Origin of the sequence: Rhodoferax lithotrophicus, from assembly GCF_019973615.1 — a bacterium.
GTDB classification, from domain to species: Bacteria; Pseudomonadota; Gammaproteobacteria; order Burkholderiales; family Burkholderiaceae_C; genus Rhodoferax; species Rhodoferax lithotrophicus.
Map to the genome: position 1 here is coordinate 3,134,925 of NZ_AP024238.1, position 14,187 is coordinate 3,149,111.

Genomic DNA, 14,187 nt, shown 5'->3' on the forward strand with positions numbered 1-14,187 from the left:
GGGGACGATCATCAAGCTTGGTGGATAGGCCAGGCAAGGTGGCTGGTTTGAGTGGTTAACGATTTCTGCTACTCCAGTATGAAGAGACCGCCAAAGACGGCCACTGCACGGATAACAACTCAACCGGCTTGAGTCGCCTGGAAAGCTGGACTTCCCACCAACTCCGGCTGCATCGTTAACCGATGCGCCCCACTGAAACACAAAAACCGCTTGTTGGTGGCCCGACCAATAGCGCACAAGCCCAAACGCTGCGCCACGTCCAACCCCATTTCGGTGATACCACTGCGCGACACCACAATCGGCACCCCCATTTGGGCGGACTTGATCACCATCTCGCTGGTCAGACGACCGGTGGTGTAGAACACTTTGTCGGCCCCACTCATGTATTGACCGTCTTGCATCCACATCCAGCCGGCAATGGTATCGAGGGCATTGTGGCGACCGACATCTTCCACAAACACCAGCATCTCGGCCCCACGAAACAGCGCACAGCCGTGCACCGAACCGGCGGATTTGTAGGTGGTTTCCTGCAAGCGGATGGCGTTGACCAGACCGTACAGCTCGGACTGCAACAAGGTGGCCGCAGGCAGCTCGATGCTATCCACCTCGGCCATCAAATCACCAAACACACTGCCCTGACCACAACCGGTGGTGACCACCCGTTTGGCGGTACGCGCCTCAATGTCTGAGATGCCTTGACGGGTCTTGACGGCGGCAGCGCCCACCTCCCAATCCACGGTGATGGACTCGACCTCGTCCACCGAAGCCACCAGCCGCTGATTGCGCAGGAAACCCAGCACCAGCAGCTCCGGGTGCGCCCCCAGTGTCATCAGCGTGACCAGTTCACGCTTGTCCACGTAAACCGTCAGTGCACGCTCAGCGGGAATCGACACCGTGTCATACGTGCCCAACTCGTTGAACACCGACACCTCGCGCGTCAGGTGTGCGCGAGCTTGTGTTAATCGGGGCAGCAAGACTCTCAGGGCTTTTTGGCAACCGCTACAGAAGCAGGAGCTGCTTGCGCAGGCGCAGCAAGCGCTGCAGGCACATTTGGCGTATAAACAAAAGGCCCTGGATCAGCACAGGTGCTGGCCGCAGCCCCTTTGGCGAGCGCAGCTTTTTTGTAGTGAGCCACCACCGCATCCTGGGCTTTGCAAAGCTTGAACGCATCCACCTTGCCCGCCCAGGCGGTTTTGGCGGCAGCCTCGGCAGCTTTGGCCTTGGCTTCATCAGAAGGCGCAGGCAACTTGGCCCAGGCCAGTGAGGCGCTAAGCGCCAGCACGGATGCAGCAGTGAGTGTTTTCATCATGTAGGTCATTGAGGTGTCTCCAACCGTCTCAAACTTGAACTGGCTTGCCCGCAGCCGCCACCGGGCTTGGCCCACGTTGCGCCGGGATCTTGCCTGCCTTGACATCGTTGTACCAAAGTTCATGGTGTTCTTTGGCCCAGCCCTCGGTCACGTAACCGGTTTTCATGCCCTCCAGTGCACCACGGGTACCGATAGTGCCCATGTAAATGTGTCCGATCAGAATGGCCGCAATCCAGAATGCCATCACCGAATGCACCATGCTGGCAATTTGCATGTCGCTGCGCAAATACCCCAGACCGGGCACCAAATGATCAAGCACCAGGCCAGAAATCACCACCACCAGACCAGGCAGTGTCACGGCCCACCAGAACACGCCTTTTTCAGCCGCATTAAAGCGGTGTGATGGCACTTGTTTATCACCCAGCATGCCACCAGCCTTCTTCAGCCAGTTCAGGTCAGCCGCGTTGGCAATGTTGTCTTTAACAAAAATGGCAATAACGATCAGCAACGACACTGCAAACAGCGGTCCGATAAAGTTGTGCACGTTTTTAAGCAAGTAGGTCAACCAGCCAAACAAGGTGGTACCAATCACCGGCAGCAAAATGAATTTGCCAAATGCCATGGTCAGACCAGACACGGCCAGAGCAACAAAGGCAAACGCATTGGCCCAGTGAGCGGCTCGTTCGAACGGAGTAAAACGTTCGATCTTTTTACTGTTGACCGGGTAATCATGCCCCAGCGGCCCTTTGGTGAAAAACATGATGGCCAAGGCCAATACGCTGATCAAAATCAATGAACCGCCATAGGGAATCAACCAATTGTTCCGGGTTTGCCGCCAGGCTTCACCCGCATTGGTAACGCGTGAACCCGGGTACTGCACGTAACGTTGAATCAACACACCAGCTTCAGGTGCCTGAGTGAAAGGCAGGCTGCTGTAGCCTGCCACGCCTGATCCAACCTGTCGCCACATGGGAGCATTGTTCCCAGGCTGAACCTTGGCACGCTCGCCGTTGGTTTGAGTGGCGTAACCAGGTTCTTGGCTGGCATCCGGTTGGACATCCATGATGTTCTGGCTTTGGACACCCTGCATGACCTGAGCAGTATTCGGTGAAGACGCTGCCGTTGCAGAAGCGGCAGCAGTCTGCGCCATGACCGAACCAGCACATAGCGCCAGTACACAACTCAAAATTAAGGCGTTTTTCATAACATGCCTCCGGCTCAGTTCATACGGGTGTAGTCGTTTTGGCCATATTGACCACGTGCTTTCATATGGGATTCCCAGCTGCCTTTATCTCCCGGATTCCAGTCTTTGTTCACAAAGGCCTTGCCAGTGCCCGTGTAAGCAGCACTGTCGTGTTGGTTGGTTTCAAGTGCTTGCGGTTTTTCACCACAAGCCGTCAAACCGACCACCAAGGTAGCTGCCATCAAAAATGTTTTCATGATTTGACTCCTTGGTTGGCACTTGCAGCTGTATTTGGTTGGCCAGCCTGTTTAGAGCCATATGCAGTGCCCCAGCCCCAGACTTCAGCACCCTTGCCACGGCGCAACACGCGGTTGCGGAAGATGTCGGCTACCACGTCACCATCACCCGCAATCAGCGCCTTGGTGGAGCACATTTCAGCGCAGGCTGGCAGCTTGCCTTCAGCCAGACGGTTGCGGCCATATTTCTCGAACTCGGCCTGGCTGCCATTGGCCTCGGGACCACCGGCACAGAAAGTGCACTTATCCATCTTGCCACGCACGCCAAACGTGCCTTGACTGGGGAACTGCGGTGCGCCAAATGGACAAGCGTATGAGCAGTAGCCGCAGCCAATACACACATCCTTGTCATGCAGCACCACACCTTCGTCGGTACGGTAGAAACAGTTGACCGGGCACACCGCCATACAGGGTGCATCGCTGCAATGCATACAGGCCACCGAGATCGACTTTTCACCCGGCACACCATCGTTCAAGGTCACCACCCGGCGGCGGTTCACACCCCAGGGCACTTCATGCTCGTTTTTGCAGGCTGTCACACAACCATTACATTCAATACAACGCTCTGCATCGCAGACAAATTTCATTCTTGCCATGCTGTTCCCCTTATGCTTTTTCAATGTTGCAGACCGTAGTCTTGGTTTCTTGCATCATGGTCACGCTGTCATAACCATAGGTGGTGGACGTATTGATCGCCTCTCCCCGCACAATGGGCGCAGCCCCTGCCGGGTAGTAAGCCAGCATGTCGGCCCCCTGCCAGCGACCCGAGAAGTGAAAGGGCATGAACACCGTGTCAGGGCCAACCCGTGGTGTCACCAAGGCTTGCACATTCAAGCGTGCACCGGTGGGTGTTGACACCCAAGCCCGGTCACCATTACGAATCCCCTTGTCAGCCGCCACCTTGGGGTTGATTTCGATGAACATTTCTTGCTGCAACTCCGCCAGCCATGGATTCGAGCGGGTTTCCTCACCACCACCTTCGTACTCGGTCAAGCGACCAGAAGTCATGATGAACGGGAACTTCTCATGCACCTTGTCGGCAATGTTCTTGTCCTGCACCGTCTTGTACAGCGTGGGCAAGCGCCAGAAGGCTTTTTTGTCATCATGGGTCGGGTACTTGGCCACCAAGTCAGGTCGAATCCCATACAAGGGCTCACGGTGTTTGGGAATGGCATCAGGAAAGTTCCACACCACGGCACGCGCCTTGGCGTTGCCAAACGGATGGCAACCATGCACCTTCATGACCACACGCTGAATACCACCCGAAAGATCGGTCTTCCAGTTCTTGCCTTCGGCGGCTTTCTTTTCATCTTCGGTCAAATCATCCCACCAACCCAGTTTTTTCAGCAATACATGGTCAAACTCGGGGTAGCCGGTAGTGATCTCTGCCCCCAGCGAATGGGAGCCGTCTTCGGCCAGCAAATTCACCCCCTCACGCTCTACACCAAAGTTGGCGCGGAAGTTGCCACCACCGTCCATCACGTGTTTGGAGGTGTCATACAGGTTGGGAGAACCAGGGTGCTTGAGTTCGGGTGTGCCGTAGCACGGCCAGGGCAAGCCAAAATAATCGCCCGTCAGGTCGTAGCCGGTTTCCTTGTCTTTGCCACCTTTGGCACGCAAGGTTTTCACATCAAACATGTGCATGTTGCGCATGTGCGCTTTCAAACGCTCGGGACTTTGGCCTGTGTAGCCAATCGTCCAGGTGGCTTTGTTGATTTCACGCAGGATATCCTCAACCACCGGTTCATCCATGCCGTTGACCTTTTGCATCTTGTAGTTCTTGGACAATTCTTTGCCAAAACCCAGCTTGTCGGCAAACTGCTGCATGATCATGTGGTCGCTGCGGCTTTCCCACAGCGGCTCAATCACCTTTTCACGCCACTGGATCGAGCGGTTGGAAGCCGTCACCGAGCCACTGGTTTCGAACTGGGTGGCCGCAGGCAGCAGGTACACCGCGCGGTTGGGGTTGAGGTCTTCGGGCTTGCCGGGCATGGCCGCCATGGCGGCGGTGGCGGATGGGTAGGGGTCCACCACCACCAGCAAATCGAGCTTGTCCATGGCACGTTTCATTTCCAGGCCACGGGTTTGCGAGTTGGGTGAATGGCCCCAGTAAAACACACCGCGCAGATTACTGTCCTGGTCGATCAGCTCGTTTTTCTCCAGCACACCATCGATCCAGCGCGACACGGTGATACCGGGCTTGCTCATCATGGCAGGCGTTGCAAACTGCTTTTTGATCCACTCATAGTCCACGCCCCAAATCTTGGCAAAGTGCTTCCAGGCCCCTTCCACAATGCCGTAGTAGCCAGGCAACGAGTCGGGATTGGGGCCCACATCGGTCGCACCTTGCACATTGTCATGGCCACGGAAAATATTGGTACCACCGCCACTCTTGCCGACATTGCCCAGGGCAAGCTGCAAGATACACGAGGCGCGCACCATGGCATTGCCAATACTGTGCTGGGTCTGCCCCATACACCACACCAGTGTGCTGGGACGGTTTTCACTCATCATGCGGGCCACGCGCAGCACCTGCTCTTCCTTGACACCACAAACTTCCTCCACCTTGTCGGGTGTCCAGTTAGCCATAACCTCAAGCTTGACCTTGTCCATGCCGTAAACGCGGTCGTTGATGTACTGCTTGTCTTCCCAACCATTGTTGAACACGTGGTAGAGCACACCAAACAGGAAGGCAATGTCGGAGCCGGAGCGAATGCGCACATATTCGTCAGACTTGGCAGCAGTCCTTGTAAAACGTGGGTCGACCACAATCATTTTGGTACCGGTTTCCTTGGCATGCAGCATGTGCAACATGCTGACCGGGTGCGCCTCAGCGGCGTTGGAGCCGATGTACAACGCACACTTGCTGTTTTGCATGTCGTTGTACGAATTGGTCATGGCCCCATAACCCCAGGTGTTGGCCACACCGGCCACCGTGGTGCTGTGGCAGATACGCGCTTGGTGGTCGCAGTTGTTGGTGCCCCAGAAGCTGACAAACTTGCGCAGCAAGTAAGCCTGCTCGTTGTTGTGCTTGGAGGAACCCACAAAATACACACTGTCCGGGCCGCTGGCTTTTTTCAGCTCCAGCATCCTGGTGCTGATCTCGTTGAGCGCAGTGTCCCAGCTGATACGCTGGTACTTGCCATTGACCAATTTCATCGGGTAACGCAGACGGAATTCGCCATGACCGTGCTCGCGCAAGGCAGCACCCTTGGCGCAATGAGAGCCCAGATTGATGGGCGAATCAAACACCGGCTCCTGACGCACCCAGACCCCGTTTTCCACCACGGCATCCACCGCGCAACCCACCGAGCAGTGGGTACACACCGTGCGTTTGATCTCGATCTTGCCCTCACCCACCGCTACATTTCCGGTAGCTGCGTGCGTCTTTTTCACCAAGCTAAGTTGTGATGCGGCCAAACCGACACCCACCCCCAAGCCAGAGCGGCGCAAAAAGGCACGCCGATCCATGGTGGGCAAGGCTTGGCTTAAGCCCCGGCGCAAGCTGTGAACAAACGGCGTGCGCACCGCACGGCCTGCAGAAGCAGATTTTGGGGTCAACAACATAGAAGTCTCCAGAAAGCGCAATAAATGACGGCTCAAACGAGCGCAGTTTTGTAGTAGTGCTTGACGTGATCCGTCAGTGCGTAGCCACCACCTTTTTCAGGTTTGACCAGCGGCGTGGGCGCTGTCGCCTCGGTCACCGATTTCACAGTCGGCATGACACTGACCGCAGCAGCCAATGCACCCGCAGTGCCAACACCAGCGAACAACGTACGGCGCGACAATTTGGAAGGGGATGAAGGCATGAATAGTCTCCTCAAGTGAAATACTTATGAACTCAACAACATAGCAGAATGCGTTGAATCTAACCCCACGCAAGCGATCCTGCAAGTGGGCAAACCCGATCCATTGTTGTGCTTTCTATATCGGATACCCATCACATCGCCATCAGTAACAGATGTAGCACAAACATAAAGCACAAAAAATGCCAGACACCATTTCGTCTCTCTGAATGTGTTCAAACAGAGATTTCATCTGTGGCTTGCCATACAGCCAACTCCAGGTTTTTCAGCACATGCGTCAATATGTCCATCTACTTTGCGACAAGTTGTCGCAAGCCTGATGTTCAAGTGGATCAACACGTCACCACGCGCTCCGTCTCCCAAGCGTTGATTCATGTCAAAAATATTTTTACCTGACTAATTTTGTCGGGTCTATCGATAGAATTTCAGACACCTATGCCTGACCAGACTCTGCCTATCGAGATACCAACACCGCCCGCCAAACCCATGGAAGGTTGGCCCAACTGGTCGATTTTGATTGTTGACGATGAACCCGGCATGCGCAATTTTCTGGTCAAGACATTGGTGCCGCGCTGCCACTCGGTACATGCCGTGAGCAGTGCCGAAGACGGTGCGCAATTTTTGCTGCAACAGCATGTGGACTTGATCGTGCTGGACATCTCGCTGCCCGGCCAAAGCGGCGTGGCCTGGTTAAAAACCCTGCGTGAACAGGGTTTTCGCGGCAGCGTGATTCTGATCACCGCCTTTGCCGACCTGGAAACCGCGATTGAAGCGCTGCGGGCTGGCGCATCAGACTTCATCCTGAAACCGTTTCGGGTGCCGCAAATCCTCAACGCTATCAAGCACTGCTTTGAGTGTGCGCGCCTGGCGCGCGAGAACTTTGTGCTCAAACACACCTTGTCGCGCCAGACCGACACCGGCATCAACCTGATCGGGCGCTCCGCCTACATGCAAAACCTGCGGGCCTCATTACCGCGGGTGGCGCAAGTGGACAGCACGGTGCTGCTGCAAGGTGAATCGGGCACCGGCAAAGAACTGGTGGCCCGCGCCCTGCATTATTTGAGCCCACGCCAAAACGGCCCTTTTGTGCCGGTGAACTGCGCCAGCATGTCGGTCGAGCAAATCGAGATCACCCTGTTTGGCCAGGCCAAGGCAGCTACACGCTCGGCCAACCCGTCGCGCGACGGCTTGTTCTACTACGCGCAAGGCGGCACCCTGTTTCTGGATGAAGTGGCCGAGCTGCCGCTGCCGGTGCAAGCCGCGTTGCTGCGTGCCTTGGAAGATCTGAAAATCCGCCCGGTGGGCAGCAACCAGCTTATCCCGGTGAATGTGCGCATCATGGCCGCCACGCACCGGGTGCTGCATGATGAAGTGGCGGCCGGGCGCTTTCGCAAAGACCTGTTTTTCCGCCTGCAAGTGGTCGACATGCAGTTGCAACCTCTGCGCCAGCGCAAGGAAGACATTGCCGACCTGGTGGCCCATTTCATGGCGCAACTGGCCCCGCGCATCGGTCTGCACCCGCTGTCCATTTCGCCGCAGCAAATGGACTACCTGATGCAATACGACTGGCCAGGCAACGCCCGCGAATTACGCAACCTGATCGAGCGCTCACTGATCCTGGGTGAGCTCAACGTGTCGGCCCTGTACGGCAGCACGCCAGCCCAAGCCATGACGCAAGCCCGTTACCCGACCGATTTGCAGGCGCTGGAAAAGCAGCACATTCAGTCGGTGCTGGATCGGGTGCAGGGCGACAAAACCCGTGCCGCCGAGCTGCTGGGCATCTCGCGGCGCACCCTGGAGCGCCGCTGCGCCGACTGGGCCAGTGCATGAATTTGCAAATCTGGCAGCGGCGCTGGCTGCACCTGTCGGTGCGCCACAAGCTCATGGTGCTGGCCTTGCTGCCCCTGGTGGTGGTGTTGCCGCTGCTGATGACCGCCCTGGTGCTGTGGGGCAACGCCGCCTATGACCAGTTGCTCATCACCAAAGTGCGCAGCGACCTGGCGGTGGCACGTGGTTACTTTTTGCAAGTGCAGTCCGAGGTGGGCACCAGCACCCAGGCCACCGCCAACTCCTACGCCTTGCATCAGGCGTTGGTGACGCACAACACGGCACTGATTGAACACACCCTGCAAAAAGCCCAACAGACACACAGTCTGGACTTTGTCAACCTGTACAGCCCGCAAGGCCAATTGCTGTCGGCCAGTTGGCTCAAAAATAATAGCTACTCACGCTTGATTGACAAGGGCAGTAGGCCAATTTGGCTTAAAGAAACGGCTGCTGAGTTCAACCAACTGCTGAAACTGAGTCAAACCCAGGTACTGCAACTCGCACCACACCTGGCGGCACGGCTGGACATCCCCCTGGTGGCGACCCCCAACGCCGCACCCAGCCAACGTACCCAGGAAGATCGGGCGCTGATGATGCTGGCCAGCTACCCCGTCTCAGGTGCCGACGGCCAGCCCCTGGCCTGGGTGCAGGCCGGAATGCTGCTGAACCAAAACCTGCCACTGATCGACCACATCAACCAGATCGTCTACCCGCAAGGCTCGCTGCCGCTGGGCAGCCTGGGCACCGCCACCCTGTTTCTGGATGACGTGCGCGTCACCACCAACGTGCGACTGTTTCAGGAGCAACGCGCCATTGGCACACGCGTCTCGCAAGCCGTGCGCCAGGCGGTGCTGGAACGCGGTGAAACCTGGCTGGATCGCGCCTTTGTGGTCAACGACTGGTATGTCTCGGCCTACGAGCCGCTGCTGAATGAACAGCGTGAGCGCATTGGCATGCTCTACGTGGGCTACCTGGAAACCCCGTTTCGCCAGGTCAAAACCCGCCTTCTGGCCTTGGTGATCGGCATTTTTGGCGTGGCCATGGTGTTGGCGGCCTGGCTGTCCTTGCGCTGGGCACGCAGCATTTTTCAGCCGGTGGAGCGGATGAACCAAACCATGCAGGACGTTGAAGAAGGTCAGGCAGCGGCGCGTGTCGGCTTGCTGCCCCAGCAAGACGAACTGGGGGCGCTGGCCGGCCATCTGGATCATCTTCTGGACACCGTCAACGACAATACCGCCCGGCTGCAACGCTGGAACGAAGAACTCGACACCCAGGTGGCGCGGCGCACCCAGGAGCTGCAAGAGAGCACCCAGTCTTTGCAGCAGGCGCAGGCGCAGTTGGTCAAATCAGAGAAACTCGCTGCCATCGGCCAACTGACCGCCAGCGTGGCGCATGAAATCAACAACCCGATTGCCGTGATGCAGGGCAATCTGGACTTGCTGCGCGAAACCCTGGGGCCGCAGGCCCGCCCAGTGGCCGAAGAGATCAGCCTGATGGATCAGCAAATTGAGCGCATGCGCCTGATCGTCACCCAGTTGCTGCAATACGCCCGCCCCAACGACTATGCGGGCTACGTGGTGGCGTTGGATGTGAACGACACCCTAGCCAGCTCACTGGTGCTGGTGGAACACCTGCTGGGCCAGGCCAGCATCCACGTGCAGCGCGACTGGCAGGCCAGCCACAGCGTGGCCATCAACCGCCAGGAACTGCAGCAGGTGCTGATCAACCTGATGATCAACGCCATTCAGGCCATGCCCAAAGGTGGCACGCTGACCTTGCGCAGCCGCGACCAGCAGGATGACGCTGGCCAATCAGGCGTGCTGATCCAGGTGTGCGACACCGGCATCGGCCTGAGTGAGCAAGCCAAGGAGCGACTGTTCAGCCCATTTTTCACGACCAAAACCGATGGCAACGGTTTGGGGTTGTGGATCAGTGTTGGCCTCGTTGAGCGCTACGGTGGCAGCATCAGCGCCCACAACCGGCATGAGCTGGGAGACGATAACCATGGGGCTGTATTTGGAGTTTGCTTATTGTGCGAACCAGCTCAATCTGGCAGCACGTAAGATTTTTGTTCAATCAAACGCACCGCTGCATCGACCACGGCGGGATCGTAGAGCTCTCCCCGGTGATTTTCGATTTCTGCCAATCCAGCCTCGATGCCCAACGCTGGCCGGTAAGGTCGGTGCGATGAAATGGACTCCAGCACATCAGCGACGGCCAGCACACGTGCTTCAGGCAAAATCTGCTCACCTTTCAGGCCTTGCGGGTAGCCCGTGCCATTCATTCGTTCATGGTGCTGCCGGATGATCTCTGCCACGGGCGTGGCAAACGGCACGTCTTTCAAAATATCGTAGCCAGCTTGGGCATGGCCCCGCATCAGTTCCATTTCCAGCCTGGACAAACGTGTTGGCTTGGTCAGAATTTCCGAAGGGACCGCAATCTTCCCGATGTCATGCACCAAACCCAGCAACTCCAGATTTTGACAACGTTCGTGTGACCACCCCATCTCTTGAGCCAGTGCACTGGCAATCAGTCCCACACGGCGCTCGTGCCCTGCCGTATAGGGGTCGCGCATTTCCACCATGTTGGACACCGCTTGCATGGTGCCACGCATGGAGGCTTCCAACTGCTTGACATAAGCTGCAATACGCGCCTCATTACGGGCTCGTTCGGTCACATCCTGAGCCATCACAATGCCCGCAGGCTGATCATCATCCCAGGTGATCAATTGAACGGTGAGTCCCAGTTCGATCACGGCGCCATCTTTGCGGCGCATCATCACGTTACAAGAAATCTGAGCCGCCCGACCTTGTTGCAATTCATCCCATGCCGATTGCAAGTCTTCCAAGTTGCCTGGTTCCTGGGTACAGAAACGCGCCACCTCCTGGCCGAGCAACGCCTCAACAGGCCAACCAATGAGTTCACAATAACGCGGATTTACATAAATATAGTGCCCCCCACGGTACACATAGATGGCACTGATGGACTGTTCAACCATGCTTCGGAAGCGCTGCTCACTATCGCGCAAAGCGCGTTCATTGTGGCGAATTTCCGTCAAGTCCGTCCAGGCAATGATGGCATCGTGACCAACCACCGTCATGGTTCCACGAGCTATACGAACAGAACCGTCTTTGCACTGAATTTCAAGCTCTGGTGATGTCACCAATTGCCCCTGGCTAGCCACATCTACGCTGTCCTGCCAACTGGAACGCAACCGGGTGCGCAATTCAACATCGGGGTAAGCTTTTGCAAACCAGTCGTCTTCATCGGTAATTTCAGACAGCGTATAGCCCAGCCAGTGCGCATGCGCCCGATTCATCGCCCTCACCCGGTGTGTCTCCAGCGAATGAATTTGCATAGGTACGGGCGAAAACTGAAAAACTTCCTCAAACCGAGTCGCCATCATTTTTAACTCGTGCTCCGCCACCAGTTTCTGCGCCCTGCTCTGCAAGGTGTTCATGGCAAAACTCATGTCATCGGCCATTTCATTGAGCAAACGTAATTGCTCCTGATCAAACACGGAGGTTCCCATCGCATACAAAGAAACCACGCCCTGAATGTGCCCTTCACAGATCAACGGTAATACCGCGCATTGACTGATATCGCGGTGAAGCAAATAGTTGTACCAGTCCTCAAAGGAGTTGTTTTTTGGGGGGGCAATTTGTTGCACAACTGGCAACACATCATGCAGAACCACCTTTCCGGTGTCATCAAGTTGTGCGTATATTCCGCCCCAAGTACCATGCTCATCACCCAAAACCTGCAACAGTTGAGGAACACGTTCCGGCGGAAAACCGTGGTACATGTGCAGACGTAAAGGCATTTGACCGTTTTCTGTCAAGGCAATAAAAAACATGGAAAAAGTGTCATTGGCTTTTAAGGCATCGAACAAAGCCTGAAGCAATTCGTCACGGTTACGACTACGAATCACCGCGTGGTTGGTTGCGCTGAGCAATTCATAAAAATATGAAAGCCGTTGCACCCGTTCCGTAGCATGCTTTCTGTCCAGTTTTTCACTGATCATTTGCGCCACGTTTTCAACCAGCGCCTGTTCTTCTGGTAAAAAATGTCCACCGTCAGGTGTGACATCATCGGGGTACCAAACCTGCAGCACCCCGACCTGGCTACCGTGGAGCTCAAAGTTGGCATTCAAAGAACAACGTGGCGCGATGCGGGTTCCGGCGGCACCAAAATGCCCCCAGTCACAAGTCACCGCAGCTTGTACATGCGCTGGCAATACAAACGCTGAAGGTAAACGCTGCACAACGGCGGTCAGAAGTTCTGGAACAGACACATCTGGCTGCTTCATCAGTTCAGAAACCGCATAAAGGCAACTCAGCTCTTTCACACGCTCACCCAGGTTACTGAGCAAAATTTCACGCTCACGCGCCAGCTGACGACGCTCACTGATGTCACGAACCACCTGAACCCAAGTGGATGCATTGATGGTTTGTTCAAAGGGAGCCAAACTGCATTCGACTGCCCGATGCTCAGGCAAATCAAGCTCAAGCATGAAGACTTCGGTACGTTGGCTCAATCGACAACATACGGGACACTCCACCGCCGGAACATGGCTATCGTGAAACAAGTCATGGCTATCCTTTCCAACCAACTGTTCTTTCGGGCAGTTCACGTGCTTCGCAGCCGCCAGATTAGCCTGCCGAATCAGGCCATGCTCATCCACAATCAGTGTGGGATCGGGCACGGCATCGTAGGTACTTGCTGCCCGTGCCAGCATGGCAAAAGGATCACGCAAAGTGCTTTGAACCAAAGCCACATAAACAAACCAATATGCGTAAATTTTAAGCAAATGGCCAACAAGATTGGATGGCGCATAGACGCTCACATACTGGGTAAAAGCAAACTCTGACACCATCATGGCTAAAGCTGCCATCGACATGCTGGCAAATAAATGTGCAGACATGAGCACGCGCTCACGCCAGAACTGCAACAAAGCCAAACCAAGCAGCCCAATAATGATGTATTCGGTCACGATCTTGAAGGTGGTCAGCCCCTGGCCGTCTATGTAGGCAGCAGGAAATTGGCCGGTCAGAATGAGCAACATACACAACAAGCTCCAGCCGCCAAAACCCAGATGTATCCACCCCACCCAAACACTTCGACGCAACAGCCATGGAGCCGTGACCAAGGCCAGTGCCTGCATGGAGCGTGCAGCAATCCAAAACTGGGTCGCCGGATTGGCGCTGTCCGAGGGCAGTACATTCATGCCCTTGAAAACCAGCGTATGCAGCAAATCCAGTGCCGCACACCAGCCAATGGCCACGGCAACATACACCACAAAATCGTTTCGGGTGAAGTGTTTTGATGTTGTGGCCACCAAAAGGGCCGTCATGGCGACCACCACTGAAAATAGCTCGGCAAGACTGTGCCCGAATAAGTAGCTCACATCGGAAGCCAACCAAGTGATCAACGCGAGCAAACTCGGTGGCCATACGGCGCGTGCCACCAGTTGCCAGCTTGTGAGGCCACTCAAATCAGTGAAACGTCTAGCAACAGCCATGGAAGATTCAAAACAAAAAAGTCGAACAGATCAATGAAAAAGGCCAGGAAGTTATTCCATTTCAATCCATGCGATCACCCCATACCAGCGAAAAATTGCGCACTTCAACAGATCCCCCTGTTCATCCATCTTACGCCTTACTGTCTGGCAAGCTGAACACGCCCAGACATCAGAAGCCCGCCAAACAGAATCGCCATAGAGATTGATTTTTCTTCTACGTCATGGGCTTCCACGAACACTCTTGG

At 55.8% G+C, this 14,187-nt stretch carries 10 protein-coding genes; 2 read left to right on the forward strand and 8 right to left on the reverse strand.

What is annotated here, in order from left to right:
- Nucleotides 1-119: 119 nt before the first annotated feature.
- Genes LDN84_RS14455 through LDN84_RS14485 form a run of 7 tightly spaced genes read right to left on the reverse strand, consistent with a single transcriptional unit; the run spans nucleotide 120 to nucleotide 6,597 of the window.
- Nucleotides 120-974: a formate dehydrogenase accessory sulfurtransferase FdhD gene (locus tag LDN84_RS14455; protein WP_223904144.1), complete on the reverse strand. Its 855-nt coding sequence runs from the start codon at nucleotides 972-974 to the stop codon at nucleotides 120-122.
- A gap of 5 nt (nucleotides 975-979) precedes the next feature.
- Nucleotides 980-1,318, reverse strand: a complete 339-nt coding sequence (locus LDN84_RS14460) for a hypothetical protein (RefSeq protein ID WP_435405884.1) — start codon at nucleotides 1,316-1,318, stop codon at nucleotides 980-982.
- 19 nt (nucleotides 1,319-1,337) lie between these two features.
- Nucleotides 1,338-2,513 carry a formate dehydrogenase subunit gamma gene (locus tag LDN84_RS14465; RefSeq protein ID WP_223904145.1) on the reverse strand — a complete coding sequence of 392 codons (1,176 nt, stop codon included), beginning with the start codon at nucleotides 2,511-2,513 and terminating at the stop codon, nucleotides 1,338-1,340.
- Nucleotides 2,514-2,527: 14 nt separating this feature from the next.
- Nucleotides 2,528-2,749: a hypothetical protein gene (locus LDN84_RS14470; protein WP_223904146.1), complete on the reverse strand. Its 222-nt coding sequence runs from the start codon at nucleotides 2,747-2,749 to the stop codon at nucleotides 2,528-2,530.
- Nucleotides 2,746-3,384, reverse strand: a complete 639-nt coding sequence (gene fdh3B, locus LDN84_RS14475; RefSeq protein ID WP_223904147.1) for a formate dehydrogenase FDH3 subunit beta — start codon at nucleotides 3,382-3,384, stop codon at nucleotides 2,746-2,748. Before fdh3B ends, LDN84_RS14470 begins: the two co-directional genes overlap by 4 nt.
- A 10-nt stretch (nucleotides 3,385-3,394) precedes the next feature.
- Entirely contained in the window at nucleotides 3,395-6,355 is a 2,961-nt protein-coding gene (locus LDN84_RS14480) for a formate dehydrogenase subunit alpha (RefSeq protein WP_223904148.1), read from the reverse strand.
- Nucleotides 6,356-6,387: 32 nt separating this feature from the next.
- Complete coding sequence (locus LDN84_RS14485) at nucleotides 6,388-6,597, reverse strand: formate dehydrogenase (protein ID WP_223904149.1); 210 nt, start codon at nucleotides 6,595-6,597, stop codon at nucleotides 6,388-6,390.
- A gap of 432 nt (nucleotides 6,598-7,029) precedes the next feature.
- Between LDN84_RS14485 and LDN84_RS14490 the strand changes: the two genes are divergently transcribed.
- Nucleotides 7,030-8,424: a sigma-54-dependent transcriptional regulator gene (locus LDN84_RS14490; protein ID WP_223904150.1), complete on the forward strand. Its 1,395-nt coding sequence runs from the start codon at nucleotides 7,030-7,032 to the stop codon at nucleotides 8,422-8,424.
- Nucleotides 8,421-10,484, forward strand: coding sequence for a sensor histidine kinase (locus LDN84_RS14495; RefSeq protein WP_223904151.1), 2,064 nt, complete (start codon nucleotides 8,421-8,423; stop codon nucleotides 10,482-10,484). Before LDN84_RS14490 ends, LDN84_RS14495 begins: the two co-directional genes overlap by 4 nt.
- On the opposite strand, the gene LDN84_RS14500 is transcribed toward LDN84_RS14495, so the two are convergent.
- On the reverse strand, nucleotides 10,466-13,942 hold the full coding sequence (locus LDN84_RS14500; RefSeq protein ID WP_223904152.1) for an MASE3 domain-containing protein: 3,477 nt from the start codon (nucleotides 13,940-13,942) through the stop codon (nucleotides 10,466-10,468). The genes LDN84_RS14495 and LDN84_RS14500 overlap by 19 nt on opposite strands.
- Between the last annotated feature and the right edge of the window lie 245 nt (nucleotides 13,943-14,187).